The sequence below is a fragment of the Sphingorhabdus sp. 109 genome (assembly GCF_902506555.1).
Taxonomy (GTDB): domain Bacteria; phylum Pseudomonadota; class Alphaproteobacteria; order Sphingomonadales; family Sphingomonadaceae; genus Parasphingorhabdus.
Map to the genome: position 1 here is coordinate 262781 of NZ_LR732707.1, position 17453 is coordinate 280233.

At 57.8% G+C, this 17453-nt stretch carries 17 protein-coding genes; 10 read left to right on the top strand and 7 right to left on the bottom strand.

The window, feature by feature from the left end; genetic code table 11:
• Positions 1-121 precede the first annotated feature (121 nt).
• From gdhA to rimK, 3 genes are all read left to right on the top strand, one after another.
• On the top strand, positions 122-1477 hold the full coding sequence (gene gdhA, locus BOSE62_RS01310; RefSeq protein ID WP_159640680.1) for an NADP-specific glutamate dehydrogenase: 1356 nt from the start codon (positions 122-124) through the stop codon (positions 1475-1477).
• Positions 1478-1547: 70 nt separating this feature from the next.
• Positions 1548-2006, top strand: coding sequence for an ATP-dependent zinc protease family protein (locus BOSE62_RS01315; RefSeq protein ID WP_159640683.1), 459 nt, complete (start codon positions 1548-1550; stop codon positions 2004-2006).
• A gap of 3 nt (positions 2007-2009) precedes the next feature.
• On the top strand, positions 2010-2915 hold the full coding sequence (gene rimK, locus BOSE62_RS01320) for a 30S ribosomal protein S6--L-glutamate ligase (RefSeq protein WP_159640686.1): 906 nt from the start codon (positions 2010-2012) through the stop codon (positions 2913-2915).
• Between the two features lie 78 nt (positions 2916-2993).
• Here rimK and BOSE62_RS01325 read toward each other — a convergent pair whose 3' ends face one another.
• A complete protein-coding gene (locus tag BOSE62_RS01325) occupies positions 2994-4046 on the bottom strand; it encodes a succinylglutamate desuccinylase/aspartoacylase family protein (protein WP_236553758.1) in 1053 nt (350 codons plus the stop codon).
• Between the two features lie 510 nt (positions 4047-4556).
• Between BOSE62_RS01325 and rpsM the strand changes: the two genes are divergently transcribed.
• The 7 genes from rpsM to BOSE62_RS01360 all read left to right on the top strand — a co-directional run bounded on the left by rpsM (position 4557) and on the right by BOSE62_RS01360 (position 10675).
• Positions 4557-4925, top strand: coding sequence for a 30S ribosomal protein S13 (gene rpsM, locus BOSE62_RS01330; protein WP_089132899.1), 369 nt, complete (start codon positions 4557-4559; stop codon positions 4923-4925).
• A gap of 50 nt (positions 4926-4975) precedes the next feature.
• Positions 4976-5365 (top strand): 30S ribosomal protein S11, encoded by a 390-nt coding sequence (gene rpsK, locus BOSE62_RS01335; protein ID WP_067198370.1) that lies wholly within the window; start codon positions 4976-4978, stop codon positions 5363-5365.
• A 105-nt stretch (positions 5366-5470) separates the two neighbouring features.
• Entirely contained in the window at positions 5471-6529 is a 1059-nt protein-coding gene (locus BOSE62_RS01340) for a DNA-directed RNA polymerase subunit alpha (RefSeq protein WP_159640692.1), read from the top strand.
• A gap of 116 nt (positions 6530-6645) precedes the next feature.
• Positions 6646-7068: a 50S ribosomal protein L17 gene (gene rplQ / locus BOSE62_RS01345; protein ID WP_159640695.1), complete on the top strand. Its 423-nt coding sequence runs from the start codon at positions 6646-6648 to the stop codon at positions 7066-7068.
• Between the two features lie 87 nt (positions 7069-7155).
• Entirely contained in the window at positions 7156-9306 is a 2151-nt protein-coding gene (locus BOSE62_RS01350) for a prolyl oligopeptidase family serine peptidase (RefSeq protein ID WP_236553760.1), read from the top strand.
• Positions 9307-9437: 131 nt separating this feature from the next.
• The gene (locus BOSE62_RS01355; RefSeq protein WP_159640698.1) at positions 9438-9938 is read left to right on the top strand and encodes a hypothetical protein; all 501 of its coding nucleotides are present in this window, start codon (positions 9438-9440) and stop codon (positions 9936-9938) included.
• A gap of 119 nt (positions 9939-10057) precedes the next feature.
• Positions 10058-10675 (top strand): hypothetical protein, encoded by a 618-nt coding sequence (locus BOSE62_RS01360; RefSeq protein WP_159640701.1) that lies wholly within the window; start codon positions 10058-10060, stop codon positions 10673-10675.
• Between the two features lie 9 nt (positions 10676-10684).
• Here BOSE62_RS01360 and BOSE62_RS01365 read toward each other — a convergent pair whose 3' ends face one another.
• The 6 genes from BOSE62_RS01365 to BOSE62_RS01390 form a co-directional block, all read right to left on the bottom strand.
• Complete coding sequence (locus tag BOSE62_RS01365; RefSeq protein ID WP_159640704.1) at positions 10685-11476, bottom strand: SDR family NAD(P)-dependent oxidoreductase; 792 nt, start codon at positions 11474-11476, stop codon at positions 10685-10687.
• A 1-nt stretch (position 11477) separates the two neighbouring features.
• Positions 11478-12539: a phosphotransferase family protein gene (locus BOSE62_RS01370; RefSeq protein WP_236553761.1), complete on the bottom strand. Its 1062-nt coding sequence runs from the start codon at positions 12537-12539 to the stop codon at positions 11478-11480.
• Positions 12540-12555: 16 nt separating this feature from the next.
• Positions 12556-13644: a Zn-dependent alcohol dehydrogenase gene (locus BOSE62_RS01375; RefSeq protein WP_159640707.1), complete on the bottom strand. Its 1089-nt coding sequence runs from the start codon at positions 13642-13644 to the stop codon at positions 12556-12558.
• A gap of 6 nt (positions 13645-13650) precedes the next feature.
• Complete coding sequence (locus BOSE62_RS01380) at positions 13651-14952, bottom strand: acyl-CoA dehydrogenase family protein (protein WP_159640710.1); 1302 nt, start codon at positions 14950-14952, stop codon at positions 13651-13653.
• A gap of 102 nt (positions 14953-15054) precedes the next feature.
• The gene (locus tag BOSE62_RS01385; protein ID WP_159640713.1) at positions 15055-16485 is read right to left on the bottom strand and encodes an MFS transporter; all 1431 of its coding nucleotides are present in this window, start codon (positions 16483-16485) and stop codon (positions 15055-15057) included.
• Positions 16482-17318, bottom strand: a complete 837-nt coding sequence (locus tag BOSE62_RS01390; protein WP_159647832.1) for an SDR family NAD(P)-dependent oxidoreductase — start codon at positions 17316-17318, stop codon at positions 16482-16484. The genes BOSE62_RS01385 and BOSE62_RS01390 overlap by 4 nt, the downstream gene beginning before the upstream one ends.
• Positions 17319-17453 lie beyond the last annotated feature (135 nt).

The window sequence follows — 17453 nt, forward strand, 5'->3', positions numbered from 1 at the left end:
ATCTCAAAACTTTACCAAGCCCGTCCAATAGTTCTATTGTGCGTTCCTACTTGTTGTCGACTCGAGGCGTCGTCAGCGGGGAACGGGTCGTACCGATATCGAATTTTAGAGGGGGTAGACTATGGCCGTTTCCGATCATGTGGATTTTCCGACATTCATGGAGGGCGTCAAAAAACGCAATCCGGGCCAACCTGAATTTGTTCAGGCGGTCCAGGAAGTCGCGATGGATATTTTCGATTTCATCGAGGACAAGGAAGCCTATCACAGCGCGCAGATCTTGCGCCGGATCGCCGAGCCTGACCGGGTGGTATCCTTCCGGGTTTGCTGGGAAGATGACAACCACTGCATCCGGGTTCAGCGCGGCTTCCGCGTTCAGAACAACAATGCCATTGGTCCTTATAAGGGTGGCATCCGATTTCACCCCAGCGTTACCGAAAGCGTGCTGAAATTTCTGGCCTTCGAGCAGACTTTCAAAAATGCGCTGACCGGACTGCCGATGGGCGGCGGCAAAGGCGGGGCGAATTTCAATCCCAAGGGCAAGTCCGACGCTGAAGTCATGCGATTCTGCCAGTCGTTCATGACCGAACTATACCGTCACATCGGCCCGGACACGGATGTGCCCGCCGGTGATATCGGCGTCGGCGGCCGCGAGATCGGCTATATGTTCGGCCAGTACAAGCGGATCACCAACCGCTGGGAAGGCGTGCTGACCGGCAAGGGCATGGAATATGGCGGTTCGCAGATGCGCCCCGAGGCAACCGGCTATGGCGCGGTCTATTTTATGGAAAATATGCTCAGGCATCGCAACGATGCGATTGATGGCAAGACGGCGGTCATTTCCGGTTCTGGCAATGTGGCTACCCACGCAGCCGAGCAGATTACCAAACAGGGCGGCAAGGTCCTGACGCTGTCGGACAGCGGCGGCTTCATCCATGATCCCGAGGGAATCAATCAGGAGAAGATTGACTGGGTCAAACATCACAAGACCCATACGCGGGGCCGGATCAGCGAATATGCCGATCATTTCACCGGCGCATCCTATCACGAAGGCGCCCGTCCATGGAGCGTGCCCTGCGACCTGGCTTTGCCCTGTGCGACCCAGAACGAGCTCAATGAAGCCGAAGCCAAGGAGCTTGTCGCCAATGGTGTGATCGCCGTATCGGAAGGCGCGAATATGCCGACCACACTGGATGGCGTCCACGTCTTCCACGAGGCGAAGATCATGTATGGTCCGGGCAAGGCGGCCAATGCCGGCGGCGTCGCGGTATCCGGCTTGGAAATGAGCCAGAATGCCGAGCGGATCAGCTGGAACCACGAGCGGCTCGGCCAGATGCTGACCGAGCTGATGGAAGGCATCCACGGCAAATGTGTTGAATATGGCGATCAGGGGGATGGCTATGTCGACTATGTGAAAGGCGCCAATATCGCCGGTTTCAAGAAAGTCGCCGATGCGATGCTCGCTTATGGTGTCGTCTAGATTATAATTATCTTGCGCAAAAATGCGTCATCGGCCAGATATCCGGTCGATGGCGCAAGCAAATAATTCGATGGTTCAGCCGCTCCCGAAGAAGCTTGTAGAGCCGTGCGAAATAGGCTGGTGCGAGCTGGTGGACATACCGGGGCTCGGGGTCAGTAATCTCCACGCCAAGATCGATACGGGGGCCGCTACCTCCTCGCTACATGCTACCCATATCAAGCCGTTTGCCAAGGACGGGCAACCGTTTGTCCGTTTTACGATCCCGATGGGGCAGGGGGTTGCCGACTATCATTGCGAAGCTCTGGTTTACGGACAGCGCAGAATAAAGAGCAGCAATGGTGTCATGCAGACCCGTTATGTGATAGAAACCGTGATGAAGCTCGGGCCGCTGACTTGGGTCGGGCATATGACCCTTGCCAACCGGCAATCGATGATTTTTCCGGTCCTGATCGGTCGCCGGGCGCTGAAGAGAGGGTTTCTCGTCAACAGTGCCAAGCGCTGGATGCTGGGCCGGCACCAGGAAAGATAAGATATGAAGATCGCCATGCTCGCGCGAAACCCGAATCTCTACTCGCACAAAAGGCTGGTGCAGGCAGCAGAAGAACGGGGACATTCACTGGATATCCTGAACACGACCCGCTGTACGGTGAATATCGCCAGCCACCGGCCGACGATCACCTATGACGGGCATACGCTGCAGGGTTATGAGGCGGTCATCCCGCGGATCGGAGCGTCGATCACCAATTACGGCACCGCGGTGCTGCGCCAGTTTGAAATGGCCGGAGTCTGGCCGCTCAACGAAAGCGTGGCCATCGGCCGCAGCCGTGACAAGCTGCGCTCGATGCAGATATTGTCCAAATATGGCCTCGGGCTACCGCTGACGGCTTATGCCAACGACCCGAAACAGGCCGAAGAGATTATCCGGGCGGTGAACGGTCCGCCGGTGGTGATCAAGCTGCTGGAGGGCACCCAGGGCATCGGTGTGGTTCTTGCCGAAACCATGTCGAGCGCCAAGTCGGTGATCGAGGCCTTTCGCGGTGCCAATGTGAATATATTGGTGCAGGAATTCATCAAGGAAGCCGGCGGCACCGACATCCGCGCGCTGGTCGTGGGCGGCAAGGTGGTCGCCGCCATGAAGCGCACCGGTGCACCGGACGATTTCCGCTCCAACCTGCATCGCGGCGGCAGCGCCCAGATCGTAAAAATCACACCGGAGGAGCGCTCGACCGCGCTGCGCGCGGCCAAGCATATGGGGCTGAATGTGTGCGGTGTCGATATGTTGCGCTCCAATCACGGCCCGGTGATCATGGAAGTGAACAGCTCGCCCGGGCTCGAAGGCATCGAAAATGCCACCGGCAAGGATGTCGCGGGGCTGATCATCGAGTTTGTCGAGAAAAATGCCAGGCCCGGAAAAACCAAGACGCGGGGCAAGGGCTAGGCCTGGCGCCGCCGTCGATCAGTCCGCCGGAGCCGGGGCAAGACCCGGCGGACCAACGAACGCCAAGCTTCAGCCTGCCTAGATAACCTCGTCCTCATCCAGCAGCTGATTGCTCGTGATTGCATCCTCGATCTGTCCGAGCCGCTCTTCCACCGTATCGAATACCCTGACTTCGGCGATATGGAGCAGCGCGTCGCCCTGGTTGACTACCGGCAGATTGCTGTGGCCGATGACGATGCCGTCGACCGGAGAGAGTATCGCTTCCTCGCCATCGCCGAAAATATCGCTGATACAGGCGACCGTGTCGCCTTTGTGGACCTTGCTGCCCGAGGGTGACATCAGCCGGCAGATTCCGCCTCTGGTCGAGCGCAGCCAGACCGTGCGGGTGGTCTGGGCAGGGGGCGTCCCGCGTTTGCCGAGCCTTTTGCTATCGATCATCCCCAGTTTCTTCAGCACCCGCAAGATGCCGTTGACGCCGGCGAGGACGGAAAATTCGTCAAAGCGCAGGGCTTCGCCGGCTTCCATGAGCAGCATATCGACACCGGCTTCCCGGGCCAGCGCGCGCAGCGAGCCGGGGCGCAGGTCTGCCTCGATGACAACCGGCGGTCCGAATTCGAGCGCCAGTTCCTTGAGTTTCGGATTGCCGGAAGCGATGCGGATCTGCGGCAGATTGTAGCGGTGCTGGGCCGCGCTGTGGATATCAATGCCCAGCGAGCAGCGGTCGATGACCTCGGTCGAAAAGATATTTGCCAGCTGCGAGGCCAGCGAGCCGCGCTCGGTACCCGGGAAAGACCGGTTGAGGTCGCGGCGGTCGGGCAGATAGCGGCTGTGGTTGATGAACCCGAACATATTGACTACCGGCACGAAGATCACGGTTCCCGCCATCCGCGCCGGGTTGAGCTTTTTCATTAACCGGCGGATGACTTCGGTCCCGATAATTTCGTCGCCGTGGATCGCCGCGCTGACAAAGATTGTCGGCCCGGCCCGTTTGCCATGAAATACGCGGACTTCCATATTGGCCTGCATACCGGCGGAGAGGTCGCTCACCGGGATGGCAATGTCCCCGGTCCGGCCCGGTGCAATCGCCTGTCCGCCGATTTCGAACAGGTCATCTTTATCTCTATTGGTCAATTGGCCCCCCATGCAATGCGGCGAATGCTAGGGCATTTTGACGGGAAAGCGAAGCATGAACACGCATGCCACGGATCCGGCATTCAGCCTGCATTGGTGCCGGGCCCGGACGAAAGGGGCAGCAGGCCTCGAGCGGCCATATTGCGTCTATCATCGAGATGCTGTTCCCGATCCCCCCGCCACTTTCGGGATGGTTGCAGATCGAGCAGGAACGGGCCAGCCGACATGTGCGTCGCTGTGCCCGATAAAGAGGGTCGATCAATTGACCCTGCCAATATTCTGCTTGAATGAGGCACCGGTTCGCGTCGGCAGGGACGAGCTGGTTTGCCGGCTATTCCAGTGTTGACAGCGGCGGCTATTCTCCCTATTTCGGCTTCATTCGAAACCAATTTGAACCGGCAACACCCTTTGTGGTGCGCGCTGGTTTTGTGCGTTTCGGGTGTGTTTTTAACGACTTGGCTATGAGATAGGTCCCGGCGAATCGGTCCCTGTGGAGCATGGAGAAATATATTGGCACGTATTGCTGGGGTAAATATCCCCACTAACAAGCGCGTAATCATTGCGCTTACCTACATTCACGGTATCGGACGCACCGCTGCGGCTGAAATTGTTGAAAAATTGAAGATTGATCCGACCCGCCGGGTTCAGGACCTCACCGATCAGGAAATTTTGCACATTCGCGAAACGATCGACGCCGAACATACGGTTGAAGGCGATCTGCGTCGTGAAGTTGCAATGAACATCAAGCGTTTGATGGATCTGGCCTGCTATCGCGGCCTGCGTCACCGTAAGGGCCTTCCCGTTCGCGGACAGCGTACGCATACCAATGCGCGCACCCGCAAAGGCAAGCCCAAGGCGATTGCTGGCAAAAAGAAATAAGACTTGTCGTCTGACAAGTATCTTCAAGATATTAGGTAGGAATTGATCACATGGCACGCGAACCGCAGCGCATAAAGAAAAGTGCGCGCAAAAACATTTCGGCAGGCGTAGCGCACGTCAACGCCACTTTCAACAATACGATGGTCACCATCACCGATGCCCAGGGCAATGCAATCAGCTGGTCCTCGGCCGGCATGATGGGTTTCAAGGGCTCTCGCAAGTCGACACCTTATGCCGCTCAGGTTGCAGCGGAAGACGCTGGCAAGAAAGCCGCCGACCACGGCGTACGGACGCTGGAAGTCGAAGTGAAAGGACCCGGCTCCGGTCGTGAATCCGCTCTTCGCGCCCTTCAGGCTGTTGGCTTCACGATCACCTCGATCCGTGACGTTACTCCGATCCCGCACAACGGTGTTCGCCCATCGAAACGGCGCCGCGTCTAAAACCGCGTGCGTTTCTGGGACAGGTCGATGGGCCGGTCCCACTTTTTTAAAATTCAGAGCGGTAATGACGTCCACACCCGCTCTTTGAACCACTAGGGGAAGTCCATGACTGTCAATATGAAGAACTGGCAAGAACTGAAGAAGCCCAACGTCCTCGACATCAAGCCCGGCGGAGATCCGAAGCGCAAGGCGACTTTCATTGCAGAACCTCTGGAACGTGGTTTTGGTCTTACCATGGGCAACGCATTGCGCCGCGTCCTTCTGTCTTCGCTTCAGGGTGCGGCAGTTACCTCGATCAAGATCGAAAACGCCCTGCACGAGTTTTCCTCGCTGCCAGGTGTTCGTGAAGATGTGACCGACATTGTTCTCAACGTCAAGCAGATCGCTCTGAAAATGGAAAGCGAAGACGCCAAGCGTCTGCAGCTCTCCGCAACCGGTCCGGCCGAAGTCAAAGCGGGCGATATCGCTGTCTCCGGCGACATCGAAATCATGAACCCCGATATGGTGATCTGCCATCTCGACGAAGGCGCTTCGCTGAACATGGAATTGACCGTCAATGTCGGCAAAGGCTATGTTCCTGCTGTCGCCAACCGTCCAGCCGATGCACCCATTGGCCTGATTCCGATCGACTCGCTCTATTCGCCGATCCGTCAGGTGTCCTACAAGGTCGACAATGCCCGCGTTGGCCAGGAACTGGATTTCGACAAGCTGAACCTCACCATCGAAACCGATGGCACGGTGACCCCGGAAGATGCGATTGCCTACGCAGCCCGCATTTTGCAGGACCAGCTGCAGCTTTTCGTCCATTTCGAAGAAGCGCTGGAACAGGTGTCCTCGCCCATCGGCATGGCCGCCCAGCAGAGCCAGGCAGAAAGCGATGCCAACCAGCTCAACCGCTATCTTCTCAAGAAGGTCGACGAACTGGAACTCAGCGTCCGCTCCGCCAACTGCCTCAAGAACGACAATATTATCTATATTGGCGATCTCGTGCAGAAGACCGAAGCCGAAATGCTGCGCACCCCGAATTTTGGCCGCAAGTCCCTGAACGAAATCAAGGAAGTGCTGTCCAGCATGGGGCTGCGTCTCGGCATGGACATCCCCGGATGGCCGCCTGAAAATATCGAGGAAATGGCCAAGAAGCTTGAGCAGGAACTGCTCGGGTAAATCATTCGTCATCCCGGCACAGTCCGGAATGACAAGGGGTTCACTGGTGATGCCCCCGATAAATCACCTGCTGCGGGGTACCTCATACGGCCCCATAACGAACGAAGGAAATATCTATGCGTCATAGAATGAAGGGCCGCCGTATGCAGCGGACCGGTGCTCACCGTCAGGCTCTGCTGAAGAACCTCGCGGCTGCACTGATCAAGCATGAGCAGATCATGACAACTTTGCCCAAGGCCAAAGAACTGCGTCCTTATGTTGAAAAACTGATCACGCTCGGCAAACGGGGTGGCCTGTCCAACCGCCGTCTTGCGCATGCGCGTTTGATGGACGAGACTCAGGAAAAGAAATTGTTCGATGTTCTGGCTGATCGCTACAGCGATCGCAACGGCGGTTATACCCGTATCGTTCGCGCCGGTTTCCGTGCATCGGACGCTGCCGCAATGGCGGTGATCGAACTGGTCGACCGTGACGTGGATGCGAAGGGGCAGGACAGTGGTCCGGACCAGAGCGCACAGGATGAATACGAGGACGCTTAAGTTCCTTCATCCGGGATACAGTTTCAATTGATATGAGAGGCCGTGAGCGATAAGCTTGCGGCCTCTTTCTTTTTGTCCGGGGTAGCGATGCGCAGTTTGAATTTGACGATCTTGACATTGGCCATGGGATTGGCCGCAACTTCCCCCGCGCTGGCAGTCCAGCAAGAAAACAAGGAAATCCCGCTGACCTATCCCGAAACCAGAACCGTTGATGTCGTCGAAGAGCAATTTGGCGAATATATTTCCGATCCCTATCGCTGGCTGGAAAATGATGTGCGCGAGGATGCCGAGGTCGCCGCCTGGGTGAAGGCGCAGAACCACGTTACCGACGCCTATCTGAAACAGTTGGATGGCCGCTTCGTTCTTGCCGAGTCGATGGAAGGGCTGTTCGATTTTGACGATCTCGGCATCCCGGTCGAAGCAGGCGGACAATATTTTTACGAGCGCAAAAGTGGTGGTCAGAACCAGGCGATTCTTTATGTCCGCAATGGCGCGGACGGTGAAGAACGGGTGCTGATCGACCCGGCCGGCTGGTCGGATGATGGCGCTACCGCTCTGGCCGGCTGGAAACCATCCGGCGACGGCAGCCTGCTCGTTTATGCTGTGCAGGATGGTGGCTCGGACTGGCGGACGTTGAAAGTGCTCGATGTCGCCACCGGCGAGGTCAAGGCGGATACAATAGAATGGGCGAAGTTCACCGACCTGGCGTGGATGCCGGATAATGTCGGATTTCTATACTCCCGTTTTCCCGAACCGGAGGAAGGCGAGGCGTTCCAGTCGCTGAACGAGAATCATGCAATCTATCTCCACCCCATCGGTGTGGATCAGGCCAAGGACATAAAGGTCTTTGCAACGCCCGATCAGCCGGAACTGAATCATTCTGCAGAACTGACCTCGGACAAGGAGTGGGTGGTAATTACCTCCTCCTCCGGTACCGACGATCGTTATGAAATCACCTTGATCAAGGTGGATGCGCCGAAACTGGAAACACGCAAGCTGGTCAGCGGATTCGAACATGACTGGCGGCTGATCGATGGTGCCGGTGACACGCTCTATTTTACGACCAACAAGGACGCGCCGCGACTGCGCGTGGTGAAAATCGATCTGGGCGCGGAAGATTCGGAATTTACCGAACTGGTCCCGGAAAATGATGCCGTCATTGACGGTGCGACGATTGTCGGCGGCCGGCTGGTCATCAGCTATCTGGTGGACGCCAAGAGCCAGCTTTCGACATTCGATCTCGAGGGCAAAGGATATGGTAAGCTCGATCTGCCCGGGCCGGGCCAGATAGAGGGACTCAGTGGTTCGATGAAGAGTGATGAAGGCTTTTTCACCTTCGGAAGCTTCAATCGGCCAACCACGGTTTTCCGCTATGAGTCGGCTTCAGCGCCAACGATCTGGGCTGAACCGTCGTTGCCCTTTGATCCCGAAACGGTTGAAGTGACGCAGCGCTTCTACGAAAGCAAAGACGGCACGAAAATCCCGATGTTCCTTGTCCATATGAAGGGTCAGGATCTCTCGCAGGGCGCGCCAACTTTGCTCTACGGCTATGGCGGCTTCAATATCTCGGTCTTGCCGCAATATAAACCGGCCTGGATGGCATGGATCAAGGCGGGCGGCGTGTTCGCCTCGGCCAATCTGCGGGGTGGCGGCGAATATGGCAAGTTGTGGCACGATGGCGGCCGCTTGCAGAACAAGCAGAATGTCTTTGATGATTTTATCGCCGCCGGCGAATATCTGATTGCTGAAGGCATCACACCGGAAGACGGACTGGCCATAGAAGGTCGCTCCAATGGCGGCTTGCTGGTCGGCGCTGTGATGAACCAGCGGCCGGATCTGTTCACCGCTGGTCATGCCGCGGTCGGCGTGATGGATATGCTCCGCTTCGACCGCTTTACTGCCGGCCGTTACTGGGTGGATGATTATGGCTATCCGGACAAGGAACAGGATTTCAGGACCTTGCTTGGCTATTCGCCTTATCACAATATCAGAAACGGAGTCGATTACCCCGCGCTGATCGTTTCGACCGCCGATACCGATGACCGGGTGGTGCCGGGCCACAGCTTCAAATATACCGCGCGCTTGCAGGCTCTGGATACGGGGGATGCTCCGCATCTGATCCGGATCGAGACCCGGGCGGGGCACGGCAGCGGCAAGCCGACCGACAAGGTGATCGAGGAATATTCGGATATCTACGGGTTTCTGGCGCACGCGACCGGATTGCATCTCGATAAATAGTCGTTCATAAAAATACCACTTTATATGAACAAAGCCTGTCAGGCCAGTTCAGCCTTCACTCAAGCCGAATCTCCTAAAAGGGCTTTGCAAGCTCGGGAAAAGGTTTCGGGCAGTGAGAAAGGAAAGTGGACATGAACAAGTTGAACAAGGCTCTTGTCGGAACCGCTGCTGCTGCTGCAATGGCCGTTTCTGCTACCCCCGCAATGGCCAAGGATAACGGAAATGGCGGACCGAGTGCCGGTGAAGTCATCGCCGGTGTCGCGATCATCGGCGCGATCGCCGCGATTGCGAGTTCGAGCAGCAAGGATCGGTACTATCGTGATACGGATTATCGCGGCGACCGATATGCCAATAACCGCTATCGCCAGATCAACCAGCGCCAGGCCGTAAACCGCTGCGTCCGTGCCGCCGAAAATGGCGCGACCTATCGGGGCCGTGCATCGGTAACCGATATTCGCGATGTCGACCGGACCCGCAATGGCTATCGCGTCAAGGGCAAGATCCTGGTCGAGCAGAATCGCGGTCGCTATAACCGGAACGGCTATTCCGATAGCGGGAAGTTTACGTGTTATGTCGAAGGCAACCGGGTGAGCGACATTCGATATAGCGGGCTCAAATATGCCCGCCGCTAGAACCGGTGCGCAAGTCCAGACCGGCAATGATGGTTCAGCCTGGCGACAGGCTGGGCCAACTATGAATGAGGGAACGGCGGATCTCCATGTGCGGGATTTGCACAAAACGGGGTGACGACATGACCAAGATGACCAGAATTTCCGCGATTGCGGCTTCCACTGCATTGATTTTTACCGGATTTGCGCCAGCCATGGCTGCGCCAATGTCTAGCGTTGCGGCTGTTGCCACCCCGCTTGATACCGGTCCGCTCGGCTGGAGTGCCGAAAATGACACGGTAGAAGGCTGGCGCAGCTATCGTGGTTATCGGGGCTATCGAGGACACCGGCGCCATCGCAGCGGGATTGATGGCGGCGACGTTCTGGCCGGCATATTGGTGATTGGCGGTATCGCTGCGATCGCCAGCGCAGCCTCTCAGAGCAATCGCGACCGCCGCTATGACGATCGCGATTATCGCGATACCGCCCCGCGCTATGATGACCGCCGCTCCGACAATCGATATGACAGCAGCACCGGCGATATGGACCAGGCCATCAGCGCCTGTTCCGATGCGGCAGAGCGGCAAGCCGGCCGCGATACGCGCGTTTCCGAAATTCAGGCGGTGTCGCGTGATGGTGCCGGCTGGCGTGTTGAAGGCACGTTGACCAACAGCAATCAGCGCACCTTTTTATGTGGTGCCAGCCAAGGGCGCGTCGATTTCGTGCAGCTGGGCAACGGCGACCTGGCCTTTGCGAACTAGCGGCCGATCCTAGACAGCAGTCCTGCCAAAATCCTGACGGGTGACCGGGTGCGATGCGCTCAGGCCACCGTCGACCGCAATCGCCTGTCCGTTGACATAGGAGGAGCGGTCGGAGGCCAGAAACAGCGCCACTTCTGCCATCTCTGAAGGCGCCGCGCCACGGCGTAGCGGGTTCAGATAACCGAGCCGGTCTTCCTTGCCCTTTTCGCGTGCCTTGTCATAGATGAACTGGGTCATGCCGGTCTCGGTGATACCGGGACAAATGGCGTTGCAGCGGACATTGGATGTCGCAAATTGCTGCGAGGCGACTTTTACCAGATTGATGACGCCGGCCTTGGACGCGGAATAGGCCGGACCACCGGCGCCCGACCGGATGCCGGCGACGCTGGCGGTGCAGATGATGGAGCCGCCGTGCTTGCTTTCCGCAATCACCTTGCCGGCATATTTGCAGGCGAGAAACGGCCCGATCAGATTGACCCGCAAAACTTCCTGCCATTCGGCAACGCTGCTGTCGAAAATGCCTTCAAAGCCGCCACCGATACCGGCATTGGCAAAGAAGACATGCAGATCGCCAAAGCGCTGTTCAGCGGCTTCCACCAGCATTTCGACATCGCCTTCCGATCCGGCATCGGCCTTGATCGCGATGATATTGCCTTCGGATCCCTTGGCGGTGTCTTCCACCGCATCGGTGACATCGCTGGCGATGACCTTGGCACCATGTTCGGCAAAGAGCAAAGCCGCGGCACGGCCAATTCCGCTTCCGGCACCGGTAATGATGGCGACTTTGTCCTTGAGATCCATTTCAGGCTCCTGCTCTTTGTGCGACTGCCCACCCTGCTTGTGCCAATGGCGTTACGCGGTCCGACATTTCGGCGGCTGTGGCACTATTTGCGGTGCCATCGACAACACGCTTCTGTATGCCCTGCAGAATAGCAGCAATCCGGAAGAGATTATAGGCCAGATACCAGTCCATCGGTGGTAGCTCCGCCATGCCCGATTTTTCGCAATAGCGGGCAATGGCTTCTTCACGAGAGGGAATGCCCAAGGCGTCCAGATCGACGCCCTTGATGCCGCTGCGGCCTTCGGGTTCCATTTCATAGGCCATCAGCCAGTAAGCAAAATCGGCAATCGGGTCGCCGAGGGTCGAAAGCTCCCAGTCGAGAACGGCGATCACCTTGGGTTCGTCATGGGCGAAAATCATATTGTCGAGCCGGTAGTCACCGTGGACAATCGCGAAACCTTTTTGTTCCGGAATGGTTTTGGTCAGCCATTCGATCAGCTTGTCCATCTCGGGAATTTCCTGCAGCTCGGACAGGCGATATTGCTGGGTCCAGCGCGAAATCTGCCGCTCGCAATAATTGCCGGGCTTGCCGTGCTTTTCCAGGCCCAGTTCAGCCGGGTCATAGCTGTGCAGCATGGCCAGCGTGTCGATCATCTCGTGATAGATGGCCTTGCGCTCGGCGGGATCGCTGTCGGGCAGGGTGCCGTCCCAGAGTGTCCGGCCATCGGCCATGCCCATGATATAGAACATCGTACCAATGACGCTGTCGTCATCGCACAGGCCATAAGGCTTGGCGACCGGGAAGCCGGCCGGATAGAGACCCGCGATGACCCGGAATTCACGATCCACGGCGTGCGCCGAGGGCAGGAGCTTGCCGAACGGCTTCTTGCGCAGCACATAGGATGTCGTCGGCGTGTCGATCTTGTAGGTCGGGTTGGATTGTCCGCCCTTGAACTTGGTCAGGGTCAGCGGACCGGCGAAACCTTCCACATTGGCTTCCATCCAGCGGGCGAGGCTTGCTTCGTCCAGCTTGTCTTTCTCGGGCACTTCCATCGTGCCGGTCATATCGTCCTGTGGATTCATCGAAGTTTCTATTCCTTTAGTTAAACGTGATGACAGACCGCGCCGCATCGCCTTTTTTCATTTTTTCAAAACCATCGTTGATCTGCTCTAGCGGAATGGTTTCCGCGACAATGCTATCCAAATCGAGCATCCCGCGCAGGTAGAAATCCACCAGCCGAGGGATATCGATCGGGAAGCGATTCTCGCCCATCAGCACGCCCTGCAGTTTCTTGCCGGACAGCAAATCCATCGCGCTCAGCCCCACTTTGTGATCGAGCGGCATCATGCCGAGGATCGTTGCGGTGCCGCCGCGTTTCAGCGATCCGACCGCGAGATCGCCGGAGGCCGGACGGCCTACAGCTTCGATGGCATGGTCGACGCCGCCCTTGGTCATTTCGACGATCTGCCCGGCGGCATCGTCGGCCATGGCGTCAACCACATCGGTCGCGCCCAGCTTGATCGCCAGATCGCGTTTTTCCTTGATCGGATCGGCGGCGATAATCCGACCTGCGCCAGCTATTTTTGCCGCGTTGATAGTGGCTAGGCCGACCCCGCCGCAACCGACGACGGCAACGGTTTCGCCTGGTGTCAGCTTGCATGAATTGAAGATCGTCCCCGCTCCGGTCGTCACTGCACAGCCGATCACGGCAGCACGGTCCAGCGGCATGTCCGGATCAATCCGAACGCAGGCATGTTCGTGGATCAGCATCTGTTCGGCAAAAGCCGACAGGTTGAGCATCTGGCCCACGGCCGATCCATCTGGCCGGGTGATCCGCGGCGCTTCACCTTCGCCGCGCCTTGTATCTGCGCCGAGGCACAAGGACATCCGGCCGGACACGCAAAATTCGCAATGTCCGCAATAAGCCGAAAGGCAGGATATCACCGCATCGCCGACGGCCACGGTACGCACCTCGCTACCGACAGCCTCGACAATGCCCGCCGCCTCGTGTCCCGGAATGGCGGGCAGGGGGTGTGGATAGGCGCCTTCGATAAAATGCAGATCCGAATGGCAAAGCCCGCAGGCCGCCGTCCGGATCAGCACTTCGTGCGGTCCCGGTTTGGAAATGACCACATCTTCAATTTCAAGCGGTTTCCCCGCTTCGACCAGAACAGCGGCTTTCATCATAATCTCCTAGCGGGTGACGGCGAGATCACCGGATGAAAAATCTTCCTTCATCTTGCTGCCATCGGCGGATTCGGCATATTTGCCATATTCCATCTTGGCGATCGTGCGATTGTGCACTTCGTCTGGTCCGTCGGCAAGGCGCAGGGTCCGCTGATGGGCATAGGCCTGAGCAAGACCAAAGTCGGTGGTGACACCGCCGCCGCCATGCGCCTGGATTGCGTCATCGATGATCTTCAGCGCCATGGTAGGTGCCTGAACCTTGATCATCGCGATTTCGGCCTTGGCATATTTGTTGCCGACCTTGTCCATCATGTCCGCCGCTTTCAGGCAGAGCAGGCGGCTCATGTCGATGTCGATACGGGCGCGGGCGACGCGTTCATCCCAGACACTATGTTCGGAGATGCGCTTGCCAAAGGCCACACGCGATTGCAGCCGCTTGACCATTTTTTCAAGCGCTTCTTCGGCCACGCCGATGGTGCGCATGCAGTGATGGATGCGACCAGGCCCGAGGCGACCCTGGGCAATTTCAAAGCCGCGGCCTTCGCCGAGAATGATGTTTGATGCCGGAACGCGGACATCCTTCATCTCGACTTCCATATGACCGTGCGGGGCATCGTCATAACCGAACACGGGCAGATGGCGGATGATGTTCACACCCGGTGCGTCGGTCGGCATGAGAATCTGCGACTGCTGTGTGTATCGGCTGCCCTCGAACGAGGTCTTGCCCATGACGATGGCGATTTTGCAGCGCGGATCGCCGAGGCCCGAAGACCACCATTTGCGGCCGTTGATCACATATTCATCGCCATCGCGGACAATCGCGGTTTCGATATTGGTCGCGTCGGATGATGCCACGGCTGGCTCGGTCATCAGGAACGCCGAGCGGATTTCGCCGTTCATCAGCGGGCGGAGATATTGTTCTTTCTGCTCCAGCGTGCCGTAGCGGTGGAACACTTCCATATTGCCGGTGTCGGGAGCCGAGCAGTTGAACACTTCGGAGGCAAAACCGACGCGGCCCATTTCTTCGGCGCAGAGCGCATATTCGAGATTGGTGAGACCGGGGCCTTCGAATTCGAAGACGTCGTCAATATGGGTCAGATTGGGATTGGCTGGCGGCATGAACAGGTTCCAGATGCCGGCTTCCTTGGCCTTTTTCTTCTCTTCCTCGATCACCTGCAGAACCTTCCAGCGCTCGCCGGTCGATTCTTCCTCGTGATAGTCGGCCATGCGGGGACGAAGGTGAGTCTCGATATGGTCGCGGACCCGGTTGCGCCAATATTCCTGCTTTTCTGTGAGATCGAAATCCATGCCCAAATCCTTTTCTTTTTAACTATGCGATTAACGTATCAGAGGCCGTCTGGCTTTGCCACCGTGAAAACAACCAGCCGGCGGAGTTTTATTCATGTGGCTTCATTTCACCTTCGGCATTGTAGCGGAAAGCTTCGCGATGCGGTCGCTATGGTCCTGCTCACCGAGCGGGAACAGGGTATAGGCCCATGTGCCGGCCAGACCGATCACGGTCACCATCGCGACGAAGATCAGCGCCAGATTATCGACAATCGCGGGGTCGACCGTGCCGGGTACCGCCTGTGCAGGCAACTGGATGGAGGAAATGATCAGGCCGGACAGCAAAATGCCCATGCCGCCGACCATTTTCTGCATGAACCACATGCCGGAGGAGAACAGGCCCTCCGTGCGCTTGCCAACTTCAAAGGCATAAGCGTCGGTAACATCGGCCATCATCGACATGGTCAGGATCATTGCCGAGATGCTGGCGGCTATGCCGATGACGAGAAAGAAGAACAGCAGCGGAATCAGATTCGGTGAGCCGGGCGCCGGAAACAGATCGATCATCCGCAGCCAGTACGGCGCCGTGCCCATGATCACTGCAAAAAACGTCAGCAAGGCAGCGCCTTTTGGCTTGCCGGTACGCTTGGAGATTGGAGTGACCAGCAGAAATGCCAATATGACGCCGATGAAAAGCACGGCCGAATAGAGGGTCATTTCGGCCGAGCCGAATTCCCAGACATGCGTGAGCAGATACGGCGTCATCGAAAATAGCAGGCCCTGGTTGGTGAAGGCGAAAACACCGGCAAACATCAGCAACAGAAAGGGTGAAAAGCGATATGTGGCGAGCATTTCGGCGAAGCCTTCGGCCGTCTTCGGCGGGCTGCTCTCTGCCTTGTAGCGCCCGACGATCCGTTTATGGGTGCTGGCAGAAGACACCAGAACGGCCATGGCCATGATGCAGGCACCGACCATGGCAAATGTCGAATAGCCGTCGACGTTGAGCATGCCGACGGGATATGTCTCGCTCGGTACCAGCAATACGCCATAAGCAAAGACCATGATGCCAAGGCCGCTGGCCCAGCCGAACAGGGTGCGATAGCGCAGGGTGCTGGTGCGGTCATGATAGTCGCGGCTGAGTTCCGGCAGCAGCGCCAGCGAGGGGACTTCGTAGGCGGACAAGGTGATCCGGACGAGCATCGCCATGGTCAGCAGATAGAAGAATTGCAGCGTGGCACTGGTCTCCGGCGGGTGCCATAACAACAGCCAGGCAATGGCGATCGGAATGGCGGCGCCGTAGAGCCAGGGATGACGACGCCCGATCGGGGTTCGGGTCCGGTCGGTCATCTGGCCGATCAGCGGGTCGATAAAGGCATCGACGAACAGGGCAATGGCAATCGCCAGACTGACGACGTCGGCGCGCATGCCGACGACCTGATTATAATAATAGAGCAGGAAAACGGAGAAACCATTATCCTTGATGCCGTAGGCGGAGGCACCGAAGCCATAGAGTATCTTGGTTCGGAGCGGCAGCTCGTCGGAGGTTTCGATCAACGCAAATGCTCCGGCAGAATAGCGTCCAGCATGCCTGGTTTCTCGGGATTCCAGCTGCCTTCGGTGCCGACCAGCATGCCGCCGTCAACCAGTATATGGGTGCCGGTGACAAAACCCGCTGCGTCGGACGCGAGATAGGCTGCCGCTTCGGCAATATCGTCGGGCACGCCGGGACGCGCTACCGGTTGCGCACTGGCAGCGGCTTGACCAAGCACCGTGTTTATTGCCTGCGTTTCTTCCTTGTTGGCCCCGACGGTCGCCGCAAAAATATTGGTCTGGATGAACCCGGGGCAGATTGCGTTTACCCGGATTTTATATTGCGCCAGCTCGGCTGCCGCAACCTTGGTTAGATGCAATACGCCCGCTTTCGCGGTGGAATAGGCGATCGGGCCGTAACCTGCCTGAAACGAACAGATGGACGCAGTATTGACGATCGCTCCACCGCCCCGCTCTTTGAGATGGGGTGCGGCGTGGCGAATGCCCATGGCGACCGATTTCAACAACAGCGCCATGGCGAAGTCCCACTCGTCACCGCTGATTTCGTCTATCGGAGCACGGGGGCCACCGGCGCCGGCATTGTTGAAGACGATATCGATGCCGCCGGTCTCTTCGGCAGCATAATCCATCAAGGCCCGGATTTCTTCTTCCCGGGTGACATCGCATGTCTTGAAGAAAAAGCCCTCGCCAAGGGACGACATCATTGCGGTGCCTTCCGCTTCGTCAATATCACCCATGATGACGGTGGCGCCTTCGCGGAGGAACAGTTCGACGCTGGCGCGCCCTATACCCGACGAACCGCCGGTAATTACGGCGGTCTTGCCCTTGAATCTCATCTTCATCCGCTCCTGTTTTTTCCGGCATTAAAGCTGCGAAGCCCGTCAGCGTCAATCGCCAGTGCCGCCACCCTCCGTTTCCGTTACGGAAATCACGAGGCCGGATTATTCGTGTCAAATGCTGCGCCGCATTCT